Annotated in this window: 16 protein-coding genes and 1 pseudogene; 8 read left to right on the top strand and 9 right to left on the bottom strand. The window is 67.9% G+C overall.

Features of this window, described 5'->3' with window-relative positions:
* Positions 1-25 precede the first annotated feature (25 nt).
* The 6 genes from ABID97_RS08610 (at position 26) to ABID97_RS08585 (ending at position 5,026) form a co-directional block, all read left to right on the top strand.
* Complete coding sequence (locus ABID97_RS08610; protein WP_354398101.1) at positions 26-340, top strand: YkgJ family cysteine cluster protein; 315 nt, start codon at positions 26-28, stop codon at positions 338-340.
* 77 nt (positions 341-417) lie between these two features.
* The gene (gene kynB / locus ABID97_RS08605) at positions 418-1,068 is read left to right on the top strand and encodes an arylformamidase (protein ID WP_354398100.1); all 651 of its coding nucleotides are present in this window, start codon (positions 418-420) and stop codon (positions 1,066-1,068) included.
* Between the two features lie 10 nt (positions 1,069-1,078).
* The gene (gene kynU / locus ABID97_RS08600; RefSeq protein ID WP_354398099.1) at positions 1,079-2,365 is read left to right on the top strand and encodes a kynureninase; all 1,287 of its coding nucleotides are present in this window, start codon (positions 1,079-1,081) and stop codon (positions 2,363-2,365) included.
* 13 nt (positions 2,366-2,378) lie between these two features.
* Positions 2,379-2,864, top strand: a complete 486-nt coding sequence (locus ABID97_RS08595; protein ID WP_354398098.1) for a hypothetical protein — start codon at positions 2,379-2,381, stop codon at positions 2,862-2,864.
* Positions 2,865-2,880: 16 nt separating this feature from the next.
* Positions 2,881-3,717, top strand: coding sequence for a tryptophan 2,3-dioxygenase (gene kynA, locus ABID97_RS08590; RefSeq protein ID WP_354398097.1), 837 nt, complete (start codon positions 2,881-2,883; stop codon positions 3,715-3,717).
* A gap of 58 nt (positions 3,718-3,775) precedes the next feature.
* Positions 3,776-5,026, top strand: a complete 1,251-nt coding sequence (locus tag ABID97_RS08585; protein WP_354398096.1) for an SMI1/KNR4 family protein — start codon at positions 3,776-3,778, stop codon at positions 5,024-5,026.
* Between the two features lie 13 nt (positions 5,027-5,039).
* On the opposite strand, the gene ABID97_RS08580 is transcribed toward ABID97_RS08585, so the two are convergent.
* The 5 genes from ABID97_RS08580 to ABID97_RS08560 form a co-directional block, all read right to left on the bottom strand.
* On the bottom strand, positions 5,040-6,224 hold the full coding sequence (locus tag ABID97_RS08580; RefSeq protein WP_354398095.1) for an FAD-dependent monooxygenase: 1,185 nt from the start codon (positions 6,222-6,224) through the stop codon (positions 5,040-5,042).
* 5 nt (positions 6,225-6,229) lie between these two features.
* Positions 6,230-6,517: a DUF6587 family protein gene (locus ABID97_RS08575; RefSeq protein WP_354398094.1), complete on the bottom strand. Its 288-nt coding sequence runs from the start codon at positions 6,515-6,517 to the stop codon at positions 6,230-6,232.
* A 28-nt stretch (positions 6,518-6,545) separates the two neighbouring features.
* Positions 6,546-8,441 carry a ferrous iron transporter B gene (gene feoB, locus ABID97_RS08570; RefSeq protein ID WP_354398093.1) on the bottom strand — a complete coding sequence of 632 codons (1,896 nt, stop codon included), beginning with the start codon at positions 8,439-8,441 and terminating at the stop codon, positions 6,546-6,548.
* The gene (locus ABID97_RS08565; protein ID WP_354398092.1) at positions 8,434-8,742 is read right to left on the bottom strand and encodes a FeoA family protein; all 309 of its coding nucleotides are present in this window, start codon (positions 8,740-8,742) and stop codon (positions 8,434-8,436) included. Before ABID97_RS08565 ends, feoB begins: the two co-directional genes overlap by 8 nt.
* A 123-nt stretch (positions 8,743-8,865) precedes the next feature.
* Positions 8,866-9,351, bottom strand: coding sequence for a metallophosphoesterase family protein (locus ABID97_RS08560; RefSeq protein ID WP_354398091.1), 486 nt, complete (start codon positions 9,349-9,351; stop codon positions 8,866-8,868).
* A 77-nt stretch (positions 9,352-9,428) separates the two neighbouring features.
* On the opposite strand from ABID97_RS08560, the gene ABID97_RS08555 reads away from it, so the two are divergent.
* On the top strand, positions 9,429-10,895 hold the full coding sequence (locus ABID97_RS08555; protein ID WP_354398090.1) for a C13 family peptidase: 1,467 nt from the start codon (positions 9,429-9,431) through the stop codon (positions 10,893-10,895).
* Between the two features lie 23 nt (positions 10,896-10,918).
* On the opposite strand, the gene acnA is transcribed toward ABID97_RS08555, so the two are convergent.
* Positions 10,919-13,699, bottom strand: coding sequence for an aconitate hydratase AcnA (acnA, locus tag ABID97_RS08550; protein ID WP_354398089.1), 2,781 nt, complete (start codon positions 13,697-13,699; stop codon positions 10,919-10,921).
* 53 nt (positions 13,700-13,752) lie between these two features.
* Positions 13,753-13,974, bottom strand: a pseudogene (locus ABID97_RS08545) (hypothetical protein); the annotation flags it as partial.
* A 158-nt stretch (positions 13,975-14,132) separates the two neighbouring features.
* Between ABID97_RS08545 and ABID97_RS08540 the strand changes: the two are divergent.
* Positions 14,133-14,969: a helix-turn-helix domain-containing protein gene (locus tag ABID97_RS08540; protein ID WP_354398088.1), complete on the top strand. Its 837-nt coding sequence runs from the start codon at positions 14,133-14,135 to the stop codon at positions 14,967-14,969.
* Positions 14,970-15,044: 75 nt separating this feature from the next.
* On the opposite strand, the gene ABID97_RS08535 is transcribed toward ABID97_RS08540, so the two are convergent.
* Positions 15,045-17,633: a bifunctional aconitate hydratase 2/2-methylisocitrate dehydratase gene (locus ABID97_RS08535; protein ID WP_354398087.1), complete on the bottom strand. Its 2,589-nt coding sequence runs from the start codon at positions 17,631-17,633 to the stop codon at positions 15,045-15,047.
* A gap of 77 nt (positions 17,634-17,710) precedes the next feature.
* Complete coding sequence (locus ABID97_RS08530; RefSeq protein ID WP_354398086.1) at positions 17,711-18,262, bottom strand: hypothetical protein; 552 nt, start codon at positions 18,260-18,262, stop codon at positions 17,711-17,713.
* Positions 18,263-18,288 lie beyond the last annotated feature (26 nt).

Raw genomic sequence — 18,288 nt, 5'->3', positions numbered from 1 at the left:
CGCGGTGCCGTTAGCATTCCCTCCGATGACCACGCCCACCTCCTGCCAGCAATGCGGCGCCTGCTGCGCCAGCTACCGCGTCGACTTCAGCGTGCATGAACTCGACGACAACGGCGGCCGCGTGCCGTCCGGCCTGGCGGTCGAGGTGAACGATGCGCTCTGCCGCATGCGCGGCACCGACCACACGCCGATGCGATGCGCCGCGCTCACGGGGAAGATCGGCAACGCGGTGGCCTGCGGCATCTACGAATGGCGCCCCAACCCGTGCCACGAACTGCAGGCCGGCAGCGATGCCTGCGAACGGGCACGCGCGCACCACGGGCTGCCGCCGCTGCACTGAGCCGCGGTTCATCTGGTCACGCACGGTGTTGGAAATAACCGACACCACGACCCCTCGCCGGGCGCTAACTTCACGCCATGGCTTCATCATTCGAGCAACGCATCTGGGACATCTCGCCGCCCGTGCATGAAGGCGCGCCGGTGTTCCCCGGCGACACGCCCTACCGGCAGCGATGGGCGGCGACCATCTCACCCGATTGCCCCGTCAACGTCAGCGAGATCACGCTCTCGCCGCACGTCGGCGCCCACGCCGACGCGCCGCTGCACTACGACCCCGAAGGCCAGACCATCGGCCTGGTGGACCTGGCGCCTTTCATCGGCCCCTGCCGCGTGATCCACGCCATCGCCAAGGGGCCGCTGATCGAGTGGGAGCACATCGCCCATGCCATCACCAGCCAGCTGCCGCCGCGCGTGCTGGTGCGCACCTATGCCGCCATGCCGGTCGGCCACTGGGATCCGCGCCTCGCGGCCTACGCGCCGGCCACCGTCGAGCGGCTGGCGGCCATGGGCGTGAAGCTGATCGGCATCGACACCGCCAGCATCGACCCCGCCGACAGCAAGACACTGGAGAGCCACCAGCGCATCCGCCGCCTCGACCTGCGCGTGCTCGAGAACCTCGTGCTCGACGATGTGCCCGAGGGCGACTACGAACTCATCGCGCTGCCGCTGAAGCTGGTCAGCGCCGATGCCTCCCCCGTTCGCGCCGTACTGCGCGAACTTCCACGCTGAAACCCGACCCATGACCACCCTTGACGACTGCCGCGCGCTCGACGCGCAAGACCCGCTGCGCGCACTGCGCGACCAATTCACGTTGCCCAAAGGCGTGATCTACCTGGACGGCAACTCGCTCGGCGTGCTGCCCAAGGCCGCGCCGGCGCGCATCGCCGAAGTCGTTGCCGAGGAATGGGGCCGGGGCCTCATCCGTTCGTGGAACACCGCGAGCTGGTTCGACCTGCCGCAGCGCCTGGGCGACAAGCTGGCGCGGCTGATCGGCGCCGCGCCCGGCGAAGTGGTGTGCACCGACAGCACCTCGGTGAACCTCTACAAGGTGCTGTTCGCGGCGCTCTCGCAGCAAAAGGACAGCGGCCGCAAGCTGGTGGTGAGCGAGCGCAGCAACTTTCCGACCGACCTCTACATCGCCGAGTCGCTGTGCCGCGAACGCGGCTTCACGCTCAAGCTGATCGAGGCGGGCGAACTGCAAGGCCCGGGTTCGGTGCTGACCGACGAGGTCGCCGTGCTGATGCTCACGCACGTCAACTACCGCACCGGCGCCATGCACGACATGAAGGCCATTACCGCCGCGGCGCACGCGGCAGGCGCGCTTACCGTGTGGGACCTTGCGCACTCCGCAGGCGCCGTGCCCGTGGCGCTCAACGAAAGCAACGCCGACTACGCCATCGGCTGCGGCTACAAGTACCTGAACGGCGGACCGGGCGCGCCTGCGTTCGTGTGGGTCCATGCGCGGCACGCGGGCAAGTTCGAGCAGCCGCTGTCGGGCTGGTGGGGCCACGCGGCGCCGTTCGAGTTCACACCGCACTACCGCCCCGCGCCGGGCGTGGGCCGCTACCTTTGCGGCACGCAGCCGATCATTTCGCTCGCGGGGCTCGAGTGCGGACTCGACACCGTGCTGGCGGCCGAAGCCTTCGACGACGGCCGCGGCGCGATGGCCGCGCTGCGCGCCAAGTCGCTCGCACTCACAGACCTTTTCATCCGGCTGGTCGAAGAGCGCTGCGCGGGCCAGGGGCTCTCTCTGGTCACGCCGCGCGAGCATGCGCAGCGCGGCTCGCAGGTGTGCCTCGGCCGCGGTGAAGGCGCCTACCCCATCGTGCAGGCGCTGATCGCGCGCGGCGTGATCGGCGACTACCGCGCGGGCGATTCGCAGATGCCCGACATCCTGCGCTTCGGCTTCACGCCGCTGTACCTCGGCTTCGAGGACGTGTGGAACTCTGTCGAGCACCTGGTGCAGGTCCTCGAATCGGGCGAGTGGAAGCGCGAGGAATTCAACCGCAAGAACGCAGTGACCTGAAAAGAACCGTCCCATGAAACACCGATTGATCGCCCTCTTCGCATCGATTTTGATGCTCGCCCCGCCGGCCCTCGCACAGCAACCGGGCTTCACGCTGGACCAGCTCAAGGCTTTCGTCGCGCTCACGCCCGATGCCTTCCGCCAGCAGGTCAAGGCCCAGGGCTTTTCCTACGCCGACAGGACGGTGACCGACGAGGTCAGCATGATCGAGTACGAGAAGATGGTCGACGACCAGAACGTCCGCCTCATGAAGTCCACCTACGTCGAAAGCCGTGCGGGCGAGAACAGCGTCGAGCTCGCGCTGACGGACAAGGCCGCCTTCGACCGGCTGGTCAAGGAGGTTCGCGCCGCGGGCTACGCGCCGGCCGACAAGGGACGCATTCCCGGCGGCGAGACCTACCAGGAGTTCAAGCGCAAGTCCGACGTGGTGCGTTTCGTCTACCCACGAAAAGATTCCATTCCGGGACGCCCCTCCTATACCGCCGTGGTCTGGCGATAACCGGCGAGCAAACACCATGAGCACCGAAAAAATCGTCCACGAAGAAAAGGCGCAGCTCGACTTCAGCAAGTCGATGAGCTACGGCGACTACCTGCACCTGGACGAGATCCTCAACGCGCAGCATCCGCTCTCGCCCGCGCACGACGAGATGCTGTTCATCGTGCAGCACCAGACCAGCGAACTCTGGATGAAGCTCATGCTGCACGAGCTGCGCGCCGCCACGCGCTGCATCGCGGAAGAAAAACTCGCCGACGCCTTCAAGATGCTCGCGCGCGTGAGCCGCATCATGGAACAGCTGGTGAGCGCATGGACGGTGCTCTCGACAATGACACCGCCCGAATACACGGCGATGCGGCCGTACCTCGCCAACTCCAGCGGCTTCCAGAGCGCGCAGTACCGGTGCATCGAGTTCGCGCTCGGCAACAAGAACGCCGCGATGCTCAAGCCGCATGCGCACCGCGTCGATCTGCTGGCGCAGGTCGATGCCGCGTACCGGTCCCCTTCGCTCTACGACGAATCGCTGAAGCTGCTCGCGCGCCGCGGCCTCCCCGTGCCGGCCGACCACCTGAAGCGCGATTGGACCCAGCCCTACGAAGCCAGCGATGGCGTCGAGGCGGCGTGGCTCGTCGTGTACCGGAACCCGCACGACCACTGGGAGCTGTACCAGCTCGGCGAAAAGCTCACCGACCTGGAAGACGCCTTCCGCCTCTGGCGCTTCCGCCATGTGACCACGGTCGAGCGCGTGATCGGTTTCAAGCGCGGCACCGGCGGCACGGGCGGCGTGAGCTACCTGCGCAAGATGCTCGACGTGGTGCTGTTCCCCGAAATCTGGAAGCTGCGCACCGATCTTTGATGCGACTTGTTGCCTCCCTTGCACAAAGCGCTACATTGGCAAGAACGGAGGCAATCCCATGAACGATGTCCAGTTCTCGCACGAAGAGCTTGCAACCCTGCGCGAACATGGCGTGGTCCTGTTCGCGGACCGCGTGATCTTCGAGGCCCAGCCGCCCATGCCCGAGGCGCGCATCGCCGCAATCGAGGCGCAATGCGCGGGGCCGATTCCCGAGGCGCTTGCGTCGCTGTGGCGGCAAACGGCCGGCGGCCGGCTCGACTACGACCTGTCGCTGCCGATGGGCGGCAACGTCGAATCCATCAGCTGGTCCGAACTGTTCTGGGACGGCAGCGACGGCTATCGCGACCTGCAGGGCTGGATCGCGCATGAACAGGAACTGGCGCAAGAGGCGGCCCAGGAAGAAGGCCGCGACTGGAGCGGCAAGCTCACGCACCTGCCCTTCGGCGGCTTCGAGTACCTCGACCGGATCTACGCCGTGGTCGAGCCCGGCCCCGAGTACGGCAACATCACCGCATGGAAGCACGGCCTTCCGCCGGCCTGGACGCATGCACTGCACGAAGACAGCCTGGGCACCATCGCACCCGACCTGCTCGGCGCCTTCGCGACGCTGCATCTCGACGAAGACCCGCTGGGTTCCACGAGCGACTATTTCTCGGGCCAGGCGCTGCTGCAATACCTCGACGACAGGCACCAGGACCATGGCCTGGATCTCGACCTGATGGACAAGCTGGTGGCGTTCTATTGCCGCGCCGTGATCGACTGGCGCACACCGCTGGCGGATGGAACGCTTCGCCGGCTGCCGACCACTGCGCGCGCGGCGCTGAACCATGCGATTGCCACCGACGATGCCGAGCTGGTGGCCGAACTCGCCGCCGCGGGCGTGGGCTTCGAAGGTCCGCTGCAAGGCAGTGCGCTGGCCACCGACGTGGCCATCGGCAAGAACGCCTTCGCCGCGGCCATGGCGCTGGTGCGCGCCGGTGCGCCCGTGGCGGCCGACGCCCTGGGCAGCATCGACGGCCAGATTTCGCCCGAGCTCACGACGGCACTGCTGGCCAACGGGGCGGAGCCCAACGTCGCCGCCATCGCCAAGTGCGCGGCCTGCGGTGCGCCCGCCAGTGCGCACCTGGTCGCCGATGCCTGCACGCAGGCCGGCATCGACGTGCCGTCGGCATTCGCTGCCGAACGCGATGCGATGCTGGCCGAACTCGAGGCCACGCTGCTCGAGGTGCGCAACGGCTCGCAGGGCCACTACCTCGGTGCCGAGGGCCTGGCCGAGCGCATCGAACACCTGCAGACTTTCAGGCTCTGAGAGCCCGCCGGCGTCAGCCGGCGTACAGCCACGGCTGGTCGAGCAGCCGCGCGCCCAGGACGCGCATCGCCAGGTCCCGGCCCAGGCGCAGGGTCCCCGTGGCATGAAAGACCTGGCCATTGCGCCGGGCCCTGGCCTGCACCATGGCGTTGCGCTTCCAGCGCACCTCTGCATAGCGCGCAAAGGCCGCGGGCACTTCGGCCGCCCCGCCTTCGCCCAGCGCCTCGGCCAGCGCCACGGCGTCCTCGATGGCCATGCCTGCGCCCTGTGCGAGGTAGGGCACCATCGGATGCGCGGCATCGCCCACCAGGGCCACGCGCTCGTGCGCCATGTCGTCAGCGGAAGCGAGCGGGGGACGGTCGCTGAGCGTCCAGGCGCGCCAGCCGGGCATGGCTTCGAGCAGGGCCTGCAACGCGCCGCCGCTTCGGCCCGCGGCCTGTTGCAGCGCGGCAAGGCTGCTGGCCTGGTCCCAGTCGCGCGCATCGCCCGCGGACGCGGATTCGGCGATGACCACCACGTTGAGCCAGGCGCCGCCGCGCACCGGGTAGGCCACCGCATGCAGGCGCGGCCCGAGCCACACATCGATGCGTTGGCGCCGGAGCGCTTGCGGCAAGTCGGCCTGCGCGGCGATGGCGCGCCACGCGGTGTGGCCGGTGGCGCGGGGCGGCTCGGCCGCCGACGCGGAATCGAGCCGTTGCCGCGCCACGCTCCACAGGCCGTCGGCACCGACCAGCGCATCGCCCTCCCAGGCACGCGCGCCGCTGCTGGCGACGCACACCAGGTCATCGCCGGCCGCGACCTGCGTGACATGCGCATCGGTCACCAGCGTGCCGGTGCCGCGCGCGCGAACGGCTTCGAGCAGCAGCGCGTGCAGGTCGGCGCGATGCACGCAAAGGTACGGCGCGCCGTAGCGCTGGCGCATGGCGTCGCCCAGCGGCAGGCGGGCCAGCTCGGCGCCGCTGCCCGCGCTTCGAACCACCAGGACTTCGGGGCTGGCGGCAACGGCCGCGAGGCCGTCGGCCAGGCCCAGGTGGTGCAGGCGCCGCGTGACGTTGGGGCCGACCTGGATGCCGGCACCGATTTCGGCGAATGCGGCCGCCTGCTCGAAGACATCGACCCGGTGACGGCCCCTGGAGAGCGCCAGCGCGCTCGCAAGGCCCCCGATGCCGCCGCCGGCGACGAGGATGTGGGCGGGCATGGGCCTCAGCGGCTGTGCGTGGACAGCGCGCCGCGGCCGGCTTCGTCGGGTTCCTTCTTGCCGGCGGCCTGGGGACCGCAGCTGCCACAGCTGTCGCAGGAGCCGCAGCCCGAGGTCCTGGCGAGCGAGGCCGCCAACTGGTCGGCGCGTTCCTGGCCGACCAGCCCGGCACGGTGCGTACCTGATGCGAGCTTGCGCGCCGCGATGCGCCGCCAGCCCGCGGGCATCCAGCGCCAGACCGCGTAGAACGCGGCGGCCGCGACGATCAATCCGACGATCAGTTGCTGTGCCATTTCTTCTTCATGCCTTTCATTGCAGCTTTTAACCTGCGCCGAGCGCGACCGCAACGCGGTAGGTGACGAAGCATGCGGCATACGCGAGCCCGAACAGGTAGCCCGCCATGATCCACACGTAGCGCCACGACCCCGTCTCGCGCTTCACTGCGGCCAGCGTCGAGATGCACTGGGGCGCGAACACGTACCAGACCAGCAGCGACAGCGCGGTGGCGAGCGACCAGCTGCCCGCGATCAGCGGTTCGAGCTGGCCCGCCACGTCGTCGCCGCTGGCCGATAGCGCGTACACCGTGCCGAGCGCGCCCACCGCCACTTCGCGCGCCGCCATGCCGGGCACCAGCGCGATGGAGATCTGCCAGTTGAAGCCGATGGGCGCGAAGATGTGCTCGAGCCCGCGGCCGATCATGCCGGCCAGGCTGTACTGGATGGCCGGACCCGTGGCGCCTTCGGGCGGCGAGGGAAAGGTCGACAGGAACCACAGCAGGATGGTCAGCGTGAGGATGATCGTGCCCACGCGCTGGACGAAGATCCAGGCCCGTTCGTAGAGGCCCAGCACCAGGTTGCGCGGGTTGGGCCAGCGGTACGCCGGCAACTCCATCATCAGCGGCGAATGCTGCTTGTTGTCGCGGAAACGCTTCATCACCCAGGCCACCGCCATGGCCGAGACGATGCCGAAGACATACAGCGCGAACAGCACCACGCCCTGCAGGTTGAACACACCGCCCACGGTGCGCGCCGGAATGAAGGCCGCGATCAGCAGCGCATAGACCGGCAGGCGCGCCGAACAGGTCATGAGCGGCGCGATCATGATGGTGGTGATGCGGTCGCGCCAATTGCTGATGGTGCGCGTGGCCATCACGCCGGGAATGGCGCAGGCGAAGCTCGACAGCAGCGGGATGAAGGAACGGCCCGAGAGCCCCACCGCGCCCATGACGCGGTCGAGCAAGAACGCCGCGCGCGGCAGGTAGCCCGAGTCTTCCAGCGCCAGGATGAACAGGAACAGGATCAGGATCTGCGGCAGGAACACGATCACACCGCCCACGCCGGCAATGACGCCGTCCACCAGCAGGCTCTGCAGCATGCCTTCGGGCATGTGGGCCTTCAGCAGGTTGCCCAGGCCCTCGGTGCCGGCCTTGATGGCGTCCATCGGCACGTTGGCCCAGCTGAACACGGCCTGGAACATCAGGAACATCGTGGCCGCGAGCACCAGCATGCCCCACACCGGATGCATCACCACGCGGTCGATGCGGTCGCTCGTGGCCAGGCTGCCGACCGGCTCGCGCACCGCGATACCGAGGATGCGGCGCACCTCGCGCTGGGTGGCCAGCACGTCCTCGAGGCCCGGCGCCTGCCAGGGCTGCGGCGCGGCGGCGGCCACCGGCGCATCGAGGGCTTCGAGCAGGCTCTGCGCGCCGCCCGACTGCACGCCGACGGTTTCGATGATCGGCACCCCCAGCTCGCGCGACAGCACGGCCGTGTCGATCACGATGCCCTGCTTCTTCGCCATGTCGGTCATGTTGAGCGCCACCACCATCGGCAGGCCCAGGCGCTTGGCCTCGAGCACGAGCCGCAGGTTGAGCCGGAGGTTGGTGGCGTCCGTCACGCACACCAGCAGGTCGGGCAGCGGCTCGCTGCTCTTGCCCGTGACCACGTCGCGCGTTACGGCCTCGTCGGCGCTGAGCGCGTTGAGGCTGTAGGCGCCCGGCAGGTCGAGCACGAACACGCGGCGGCCCGACGCGGTGCGCAGCAGGCCTTCCTTGCGCTCCACCGTCACGCCGGCGTAGTTGGCCACCTTCTGCCGGCTGCCGGTGAGCAGGTTGAAGAGCGCCGTCTTGCCGCAGTTCGGATTGCCCAGCAAGGCGATGCGCCCCGGCTGCGCGGTGGCCGCGAGCCGCCCCGGGCCCTGGATCACGGCTTCAACCATGGCGTGCGCCTTCCTGCACGCCCGGTGACACGTGAATGAGCGCGGCCTCGTGGCGGCGCAGGGCGAACGTGGTGTGGCCCAGCCGCACCGCCAGCGGCTCGCGCCCCGGGAGGCCGCTGGCCACGATGCGCACGGCTTCGCCTGGCACGAAACCGATCTCAGTCAGGCGCAGCACGAGCTCGCGGTCGTCCGCGCCATCGGGGCGGGCCACGTCGAGCACCGTGGCCCACTGGTTGTCGGGGAGCTGGTCGAGCCGCAGGCTGGACGATGCCGGCGCGACGCCGGAAATGTTGGTTTGCACGGTAAGAAAGTGCGTCGGAATCCGAACGCGCCAGGTGAGCAAAGGCTAGATGCTATCAATTCTCAATCGCAGAAACCTGACCAAGCCCCTTTGACCACGCAGGTTCTGCCCTTTCTCGCCTGCTCAGGCCAGTTCGATGATGCGCGCAGCGACCGCGTCGCCCTGCACGACGAGCTCCGCGACGGCGATCGGCAGTGAGAACCGGCGCGGTCCGGCACTGCCCGGATTGACGTAGAGCACGCCGCCGCGCTCCTCGATCTTCGGCTTGTGGGAATGGCCCGAAACCACCACGCGGACGCCCGCCGCCACAGGTTCGATGTCGATCTGCGACAGGTCGTGGATGGCGTAGACGAGCACGCCGGCCGCTTGCAGGAACTCCGTCTCCGGAATCCCCGCAGCCCAGTCCTCGCGGTCGTTGTTGCCCCGCACCACGGTGAGCGGCGCGATCGCCCCCAGCGCGGCGAGGATCGCCGCATCGCCGATATCCCCGCCGTGCACGATGAAGTCGCTGCCTTGCAGCGCCGCCAGCGCCTGCGGGCGCAGGAGGCCATGGGTGTCGGAGATGAGGCCGACGCGGATCGGGGCGGCATGGGGTGGTGTGGTTCTCATGCCAAAAATTATTCTCCCGATCACGGGCCGGCGGTGCGAAAAGCCGGATGGTCGCGAGGCGAAGGCATGATCGACGCATGCAAGAGGACCTGAATACATCGCCGCCCGAACCCCAGATGCCCGAGCTGCCCGACGCCGGTTCCGCCCCGTCCCAGGTAACGGCCGCCCTACCGCGCGCCAGTCTCTGGCGCTGGATCAAGGAAGGCTTGCGCACCGCATTCCTGCAGGCGCCGCGCACCGAGGCCGCGCCCGGCCCAATGCAACTGCTGCTGCTCCTCTTGCTGCCCCAACTGCTGTGGGTCGGGTTGACCCGCTTCCTGGTGACAGGGCCGGCGCAGCTCAATGCCACGGCCGCGCTCAATTCGCTGTGGTTCTGGGGACTGCTCGCATGGCTCGGCTGGACGACGCTGCGCGGCCCGCAGCACCGGCTTGCGCGCTGGCTGGTGCTCGCCACCTGGGCCACCGTGCCCGCCACCCTGCTGTTCGTCGGCCTGTCGATCGGCTATGCGCACGGCTGGTTGCCGGAGTTCCTCGAGGACGCGACCTATTTCTGGAGCCTCTACGGCCTGGGCTATGTGTGGATGCTGTTCGCCATCGGCTGGCTCAGCGCGCGCGAAGCGGTGGCGCGGTGGCGGGTCGCGCTGCTGGTGCCGGCGCTCGCGGGCATGCTGGCGCTCGGTTTCTGGCAGGCCATGAACATGCAGGACCGCCTCTGGCAGGCCGACTACGCCGCCACTGCAGCCGCGGAGCCCGAACGCCCGCGGCTGAAGCTGACGCAGGAAGTCTTCGAGCAGCAGCAGGCCTTGTGGGAGCGCACGCTGGCCGGCATTGCCGCCCGCGAGCCGGGGCGCACCAATGTCTATGGCCTGGTGTTCGCGCCGTATGCCGCGGAAGACGTGTTCCTGCGTGAAAGCACGATGGTGGCCAAGGTGATCCAGGAGCGCTTCGGCGCAAAGGACCGCGTGCTCCACCTGGCCAACCACCCCACCACCGCCGCCACCCTGCCCTGGGCCACGCCGCTCAACCTGCAGCGTGCGGTGGCCGCCCTCGCGGGGCGCATGGACCGCGAGAACGACCTGCTGGTGGTGTACCTCACCTCGCACGGCGCGCGCGACCACCAGCTGGCCGCCACGAACGGGCCGCTCTCGGTGCCGTGGCTCACGCCGGCCGAGTTGCGCAAGGCGCTGGACGACGCGGGCATCCGGCATCGCGTCGTGGCGATCTCGGCCTGCTACTCGGGTGGATGGATCGAGCCGATGGCCACCGAACACACGCTGGTCATGACCGCCGCGGACGCCACGCACACCTCGTACGGCTGCGGCCGCCTTTCGGAGCTGACCTTCTTCGGCCGCGCGGTGTTCGACGAAGAGCTGCGCAAGACCCGCTCCTTGGAGGCCGCGTTTGCCGCCGCCGTGCCGGTGATCAAGCAAAGGGAAATCGACGCCGGCAAGGAAGACGGGTTCTCGAACCCTCAGATCCGCGTCGGGGAAAAGATCCGGCCGGTGCTGGCCGAACTGGCCCGGCGGCTGGACGGCGGGAAGTAGCCGCCCCGCCGCGTCCGACGCGCTCAGGCCAGGAGTTGGCGCAGCACGAAAGGCAGGATGCCGCCGTGCTTGTAGTAGTCGACCTCGATCGGCGTGTCGATGCGCAGCCGCACCGTCACCTCCTGGTGCGAACCGTCGGCGCGGTGCACCACCAGCTTGACGTCCATCTGCGGCTTGAGCTGTCCGCCGATCACCACGTCGATCTTTTCGTCGCCCTTCAGGCCCAGCGTCTGCCATGAATCGGCGCCGCGGAACTGCAGCGGCAGCACCCCCATGCCGACCAGGTTGGCGCGGTGGATGCGCTCGAAGCTGCGCGCCACCACGGCCTTGATGCCCAGGAGCTGCGTGCCCTTGGCGGCCCAGTCGCGCGACGAGCCGGTGCCGTATTCCTCGCCGCCGAACACCACCGTCGGCACGCCCTCTTCCATGTACTTCATGGCGGCGTCGTAGATGAACATCTTCTGGTTGCCCGGCTGGAACAGCGTGACGCCGCCTTCTTCCTGGGTGCCGTTCACGTCGGGCGGGATCATCAGGTTCTTGATGCGCACGTTGGCGAAGGTGCCGCGCATCATCACGTCGTGGTTGCCGCGCCGCGAGCCGTAGCTGTTGAAGTCGGCCTTGGGCACGCCATGCGCCTTGAGCCAGATGCCCGCGGGCGAGCTTTCCTTGATGGAGCCGGCCGGCGAGATGTGGTCGGTGGTGATCGAGTCGCCGAACAGCGCCATGATGCGCGCGCCCTTGAAGCCCGCGTCCGATGCATGCGGCGCCATCTTGAAATCCGCGAAGAACGGCGGCTCGGCGATGTAGGTCGACTCGGGCCAGTCGTAGACCTGGCCCGCGGTGCCCTTGATGCTGCTCCAGAACTTGCCCGGATCGCTCTTGACCTTGTCGTAGTTCTCGCGGAACGACCTGGCGTTCATCGCGAAGCGCAGGTTGTCGTCGATCTCCTTCGGCGTCGGCCAGATGTCGCCCAGGTATACGTTCTTGCCGTTCTTGCCCTTGCCCACCGGCTCGGTCATGAGGTCGACCATCACGTTGCCCGCGATAGCGAAAGCAACCACCAGCGGCGGCGATGCGAGGAAGTTGGCCTTCAGGTTCGGGTGGATGCGGGCCTCGAAGTTGCGGTTGCCCGAGAGCACGGCCGCGCCGACCAGGTCGTTCTTGACGATGGCATCGTTGATTTCGGGCGTGAGGTCGCCCGCGTTGCCGATGCAGGTGGTACAGCCGTAGCCGGCCAGGTAGAAGCCCAGCTTCTCCAGGTACGGCAAGAGGCCGGCCTTCTCGAGGTATTCGGTGACGATGCGGGAACCAGGCGCGAGCGAGGTCTTGACGTGCGGCTTGACCGTGAGGCCCGCCTCCACCGCCTTCTTGGCCAGGAGGCCGGCCGCGAGCATCACGCTCGGGTTCGAGGTGTTGGTGCACGAAGTGATGGCCGCGATCAGCACGTCGCCGTTGCCGATGGTCACGCTGCCTGCCTTGGGCGGCGGCGGCGCCGCCTCCTCGTCGTCGCCGCGGCCGCTCGCGGTGAGCGGGTAGCGCAGCTTCAGCCGCTCGGCGGGCTGGTTGAAGCCGTTGGCATCGTTGGGCTTGCTGAAGAGTTCGGAGAACTTGGTCGACAGGTGGCCCAGGTCGATGCGGTCCTGCGGGCGCTTGGGGCCCGCGAGGCTCGGCGACACGGTGCCCAGGTCGAGCTTGACGATCTTGGTGTAGTCGATGTCGCCCGGCGCGGGCATGCCGAAGAGGCCCTGCGCCTTGTAGTAGGACTCGAAGAGCTCGACCTCTTCCTTGGTGCGGCCGGTGCCTTCGAAGTACGCCACGGTCATTTCATCGACCGGGAAGAAGCCCATGGTGGCACCGTACTCGGGCGCCATGTTGCCGATGGTGGCGCGGTCGGGCACCGCGATGGAAGCGGCGCCGGGGCCGAAGAATTCGACGAATTTGCCCACCACTTTCTCGGCCCGCAGGATGGCGGTGACGAACAGCACCAGGTCGGTGGCCGTGACGCCTTCGCGAAGCTTGCCGGTGAGCTCGAAGCCCACCACGTCGGGCGTCAGCATGTACACCGGCTGGCCCAGCATCGCGGCCTCGGCCTCGATGCCGCCCACGCCCCAGCCGACCACGCCCACGCCGTTGATCATGGTGGTGTGGCTGTCGGTGCCGACCAGCGAGTCGGGGTAGTACACCGGCACATCGGCGTTGTCGCTGGAGCTCTTGTAGACGCCGCGCGCAAAGTATTCGAGGTTGACCTGGTGCACGATGCCGAAGCCCGGCGGCACGACGCGGAAGGTGTCGAAGGCCTGCATGCCCCACTTCATGAACTGGTAGCGCTCGTTGTTGCGCTGGAACTCGAGCTTCATGTTGAGTTCGAGTGCCTTGGGCGTGCCGTAGTAGTCGACCATGACCGAATGGTCGACCACCAGGTCGACCGGCACCAGCGGCTCGATGGTCTTGGGCGACTTGCCGAGCTTGGCGGCCACGCTGCGCATGGCGGCCAGGTCGGCCAGGAGCGGCACGCCGGTGAAGTCCTGCAGCACCACGCGGGTCACGACGAAAGGAATTTCATCGGTGCGCTCCGCGTTGGGCGCCCAATGCGCCAGTTCTTCGACATGCTTGGGCGAGACCTTCTGCCCGTCGCAATTGCGCAGCACCGACTCGAGCACGATGCGGATCGAGACCGGCAGCCGGTCGACGGTGGGGTACTGCCTGGCCAGTTCCTTGAGCGACCAGTATTTGCCGGATTTGCCCGATGCGGTCTTGAAGGTCTTGAGGGTGGACGCAAAGGCGTGTGCCGGTGCTTTGGCCATTGAGGAACTCCTGTTGGTTCGTGGAAGCACCTCAAGGATAGCGGGGATCAATGTCAATTGCTGTAGTCAGGGACTAAGCGCGCCTCCCTGCCCGGCGCAGTGCGGCGCAAACCGGTCCATTGCAGCTCGGCCAGCACCACCACGCACAGCACCTGCGCCAGCACCCACGCCATGCCCGGCGCACTGACCGCGAACACGCCGCTCATCAGCAGCGCGATGCACGCCACGGCCCAGCCGAAGTTGCCAGCCACCACCAGGCCGATCAGCGTGCGCGGCGGCGTGCGGCTGCTGGCCATGACGTGAGAATCTCCTTCAGTGGTTGCGCCGCAAGCCTGTCCTGCCGCGTTGGAGCCAATGATTCCGGAGGGTGCGTGCACGGTCGATAACCTGCGAGGTCATGGCGAGGCCGCGTCGCCACGCCAGAATCGGGGCCATGAACACTTCACGCACCCACTCGTCCAAGGCCGGCCAGCCTGGCGCGCGCGACCCGTTCGGCGTGCACCTCAGGCACTGGCGCACCCGCCGCCGGCTGAGCCAGCTCGACCTCGCGCAGGAGGCCGAGGTCTCGACGCGCCACCTGAGCTATGTGGAGACCGGCCGCGCGGCGCCCAGCCGCGAGATGGTGCTGCGCCTGGCCGAGCGGCTCGACGTGCCGCTGCGCGAACGCAATGCATTGCTGGTCGCGGCGGGCTTCGCGCCGATGTACCGGCAGCGCTCGCTCGACGACCCCGCCATGGCCGCGGCGAGGCGTGCGGTGGACCTGGTGCTCAAGGGCCACGAGCCATTTCCCGCACTGGCGGTCGACCGGCACTGGAACCTGGTGGCGCACAACGCATTGGTGCCGATGCTGATGGCCGGCGCCGCGCCCGAGCTGGTGACCGCGCCCATCAACGTGCTCAGGCTGAGCCTGCACCCCGACGGGCTGGCCCCGCGCATTGCCAATCTTGCGCAATGGCGCGCCCATCTGCTCGAGCGATTGCAGCAGCAGATCGCCGCGACGGGCGACGCGGTGCTGCAGGCGCTGCACGACGAACTCGAGGCCTATCCCACGCCGCAGGTGAGCCACGACACGCCCGCGGTGGAGACCGAACTCTCGGGCGTCGTGGTGCCCTTTCAACTGGCCACGCCGAACGGCGTGCTGAGCTTCATCAGCACCACCACGATCTTCGGCACGCCGGTCGATGTCACGCTGCAGGAGCTGGCGGTGGAGTCGTTCTTTCCGGCCGATGCACAGACCGCCGCGGCACTGGCCGCGTTGGCGGCGGGCTGAGGCGTGCGGCCGTGGCGCCGCACGTAAAAAAGCCCCGCCAAGGCGGGGCTCTTCGGCTGCGAAGCAGCGCGTGGATCAGGCCACGGCGGCGGCGTCCGCTTCGGTCTTGTAGTCGTCGATCTTGTCGAAGTTCAGGTACTGGTAGATCTGCGCGCTCGACGCGTCGAGCACGCCGGTCGCGGCCATGTACTCTTCGCGCGTCGGGATGCGGCCCAGGCGCGAGCAGATGGCGGCCAGTTCGGCCGAGCCGAGGTACACGTTGGTGTTCTTGCCCAGGCGGTTCGGGAAGTTGCGCGTGCTGGTCGACATGACCGTGGCGCCTTCGCGCACCTGCGCCTGGTTGCCCATGCACAGCGAGCAGCCCGGCATCTCGGTGCGCGCACCGGCATTGCCGAACACGCCGTAGTGGCCTTCCTCGGTGAGCTGCTGTGCGTCCATCTTGGTGGGGGGCGCGATCCACAGCTTGACCGGGATGTCGCGCTTGCCTTCGAGCAGCTTCGACGCGGCGCGGAAGTGGCCGATGTTGGTCATGCACGAGCCGATGAACACTTCGTCGATCGCGGCACCGGCCACGTCGCTGAGCGTCTTCACGTCGTCCGGGTCGTTCGGGCAGGCCACGATGGGTTCGTGGATCTCGGCCAGGTCGATTTCGATGACTGCTGCATAGTCGGCGTCGGCATCGCCCTTGAGCAGCTGCGGGTCCGCAAGCCAGGCTTCCTGCGCGGCGATGCGGCGCGCCAGCGTGCGGGCGTCGGCATAGCCTTCGGCAATCATCCACTTCATCAGCGTGATGTTGCTGTTGATGTACTCCTGGATCGGTTCCTTGTTCAGGTGCACCGTGCAGCCGGCGGCCGAGCGTTCGGCCGAGGCGTCGCTCAGTTCGAAGGCTTGTTCGACCTTCAGGTCGGGCAGGCCTTCGATCTCGAGGATGCGGCCCGAGAAGATGTTCTTCTTGCCCTTCTTCTCGACCGTGAGCAGGCCGCTCTTGATGGCGTACAGCGGAATGGCATTGACCAGGTCGCGCAGCGTGACGCCGGGCTGCATCTTGCCCTTGAAGCGCACGAGCACCGACTCGGGCATGTCCAGCGGCATCACGCCGGTGGCGGCCGCGAAGGCCACGAGGCCGGAGCCCGCCGGAAAGCTGATGCCGATGGGGAAACGGGTGTGGCTGTCGCCGCCGGTGCCGACGGTGTCGGGCGTGAGCAGGCGGTTGAGCCAGCTGTGGATCACGCCGTCGCCGGGGCGCAGCGAAACGCCGCCGCGGTTGGCCATGAAATCGGGCAGCTCGTGGTGCATCTTGACGTCGACCTTCTTCGGGTACGCCGCCGTGTGGCAGAACGACTGCATGACGAGATCGGCCGAGAAGCCCAGGCAGGCCAGGTCCTTGAGCTCGTCGCGCGTCATCGGGCCGGTGGTGTCCTGCGAGCCGACCGAGGTCATCTTGGGCTCGCAATAGGTGCCCGGGCGAACGCCTTGTCCTTCGGGCAGGCCGCAGGCGCGGCCGACCATCTTCTGTGCGAGCGAGAAGCCCTTCCTGGTGTCGACGGGGCTTTGCGGCAGGCGGAACAGCGTCGAAGCCGGCAGACCCAGCGCTTCGCGCGCCTTGGTCGTGAGGCCGCGGCCGATGATCAGCGGAATGCGGCCGCCGGCGCGCACTTCGTCGAAGAGCACGTCGCTCTTGACGGTGAATTCGGCGATGACCTTGCCGTCCTTCAGCGCCTTGCCTTCGTAGGGACGCAGCTCGACCACGTCGCCCATGTTCATCTGGCTCACGTCGAGCTCGATGGGCAGCGCGCCCGAGTCTTCCATGGTGTTGTAGAAGATCGGAGCGATCTTGCCGCCGAGGCAGACGCCGCCGAAGCGCTTGTTGGGCACGAAGGGAATGTCTTCGCCGGTGAACCAGAGCACCGAGTTGGTGGCGCTCTTGCGCGAGGAGCCGGTGCCGACCACGTCGCCGGCATAGGCCACGAGGTGGCCGCGCGCGCGCAGGTCTTCGATGAACTTCACCGGGCCGCGCTTGCCGTCTTCCTCGGGGACGATGCCGGGGCGGGCGTTCTTGTGCATCGCCAGGGCGTGCATCGGAATGTCGGGACGCGTGGTGGCGTCGGGTGCGGGAGACAGGTCGTCGGTGTTGATTTCACCGGCCACCTTGAAGATGCTGACAGTGATGCTTTGCGGCACTTCGGGGCGGCTGGTGAACCATTCGGCATCGGCCCAGCTTTGCAGCACGCCCTTGGCGTTGGCGTTGCCCTTGTCGGCCTTTTCCTTGACGTCGTGGAACTGGTCGAACATCAACAGGGTTTTCTTCAGGCCTTCGGCCGCGACGCCGCCGACTTCGGCATCGTCGAGCAGGTCGATCATCGGGCTGATGTTGTAGCCGCCGAGCATGGTGCCGAGCAGTTCGGTGGCGCGGGCGCGCGAGATGTAGGCGTTCTTCTCGGTGCCGTGGGCCACGGCCGCCAGGTAGCTCGCCTTGACCTTGGCCGCGTCATCGACGCCGGCGGGCACGCGATAGGTGAGCAGATCGAGCAGGAAGGCACCGTCCTTGGCGTTCGCGCTCTTGAGGAGCTCGATGGCTTCGGCGGTTTGCTTCGCGCTCAATGGCAGCGGCGGAATACCGAGCGCGGCGCGTTCGGCAACATGGTCAACGTAGGCTTGCAACATCTTCTTTTCTCCGGAAACGGGCTGGCGGGTGTGCGGCACGGCAAGCAAGAGCCGCGCCGCACCCCGTGGGGGACTTCTTACTTCTTGGCTGGATCGGCGCCTTCGAACAGGCTCTTGGGCGGGTTCTTCTTCATTTCTTCGGCAAACGCGACCTGCTCCGCGGTCTGGCATTCGTCGGCAATGCGCAGGCCCGCCTTCTGGTTCATCAGCATCGACTTGTTGCCCAGCTGCAGCCACATGGCGCCGGCGCGGGCGTCTTCGAGACGGATGGCGCCGGTGCGGCTTTCGACCGGGTGCATGCGGTACTTCACGTCCTTGGTCGACACGTTGAAGAAGCCGGGCTTCTTCTCGTCGGCTGCAACGGTGACGTCGGCGCCGAGTTCGCACTGGGCCTTGCCGAGCGACACGCGCTTGGCCACGGCCAGGTCGGCTTCGGTCAGGACGATGGTGGATTCATCGGCAATGGGCGTGACTTCCTCGACGGCCTTGGCGGCGCGGCGGCTGACTTGCTTCTTGGGCGGCGCTTTCTTGGTTTCGGCCTTGGCAGCCGGCTTGGCGGGCGTGGTCTGCGCCGAGGCGGCAAACGGGAGCGCCAGGGCCAGGGCTGCGATCAGAACGATTTTCTTCATGGGTGTGTTTCCTTGAGTCTGGATTC

The organism is Variovorax sp. OAS795, assembly GCF_040546685.1.
GTDB lineage: Bacteria > Pseudomonadota > Gammaproteobacteria > Burkholderiales > Burkholderiaceae_C > Variovorax.
This window is presented reverse-complemented; position numbering and strand designations above follow the sequence as displayed.

Coding starts and splice junctions, on each gene's coding strand:
- kynA (WP_354398097.1), top strand. CDS start 2,881: ATGAGCACCGAAAAAATCGTCCACGAAGAAAAGGCGCAGCTCGACTTC.
- ABID97_RS08530 (WP_354398086.1), bottom strand. CDS start 18,262: ATGAAGAAAATCGTTCTGATCGCAGCCCTGGCCCTGGCGCTCCCGTTT.
- kynB (WP_354398100.1), top strand. CDS start 418: ATGGCTTCATCATTCGAGCAACGCATCTGGGACATCTCGCCGCCCGTG.
- ABID97_RS08580 (WP_354398095.1), bottom strand. CDS start 6,224: ATGCCCGCCCACATCCTCGTCGCCGGCGGCGGCATCGGGGGCCTTGCG.
- ABID97_RS08595 (WP_354398098.1), top strand. CDS start 2,379: ATGAAACACCGATTGATCGCCCTCTTCGCATCGATTTTGATGCTCGCC.
- ABID97_RS08560 (WP_354398091.1), bottom strand. CDS start 9,351: ATGAGAACCACACCACCCCATGCCGCCCCGATCCGCGTCGGCCTCATC.
- ABID97_RS08575 (WP_354398094.1), bottom strand. CDS start 6,517: ATGGCACAGCAACTGATCGTCGGATTGATCGTCGCGGCCGCCGCGTTC.
- ABID97_RS08540 (WP_354398088.1), top strand. CDS start 14,133: ATGAACACTTCACGCACCCACTCGTCCAAGGCCGGCCAGCCTGGCGCG.
- feoB (WP_354398093.1), bottom strand. CDS start 8,441: ATGGTTGAAGCCGTGATCCAGGGCCCGGGGCGGCTCGCGGCCACCGCG.
- ABID97_RS08535 (WP_354398087.1), bottom strand. CDS start 17,633: ATGTTGCAAGCCTACGTTGACCATGTTGCCGAACGCGCCGCGCTCGGT.
- acnA (WP_354398089.1), bottom strand. CDS start 13,699: ATGGCCAAAGCACCGGCACACGCCTTTGCGTCCACCCTCAAGACCTTC.
- ABID97_RS08585 (WP_354398096.1), top strand. CDS start 3,776: ATGAACGATGTCCAGTTCTCGCACGAAGAGCTTGCAACCCTGCGCGAA.
- kynU (WP_354398099.1), top strand. CDS start 1,079: ATGACCACCCTTGACGACTGCCGCGCGCTCGACGCGCAAGACCCGCTG.
- ABID97_RS08610 (WP_354398101.1), top strand. CDS start 26: ATGACCACGCCCACCTCCTGCCAGCAATGCGGCGCCTGCTGCGCCAGC.
- ABID97_RS08555 (WP_354398090.1), top strand. CDS start 9,429: ATGCAAGAGGACCTGAATACATCGCCGCCCGAACCCCAGATGCCCGAG.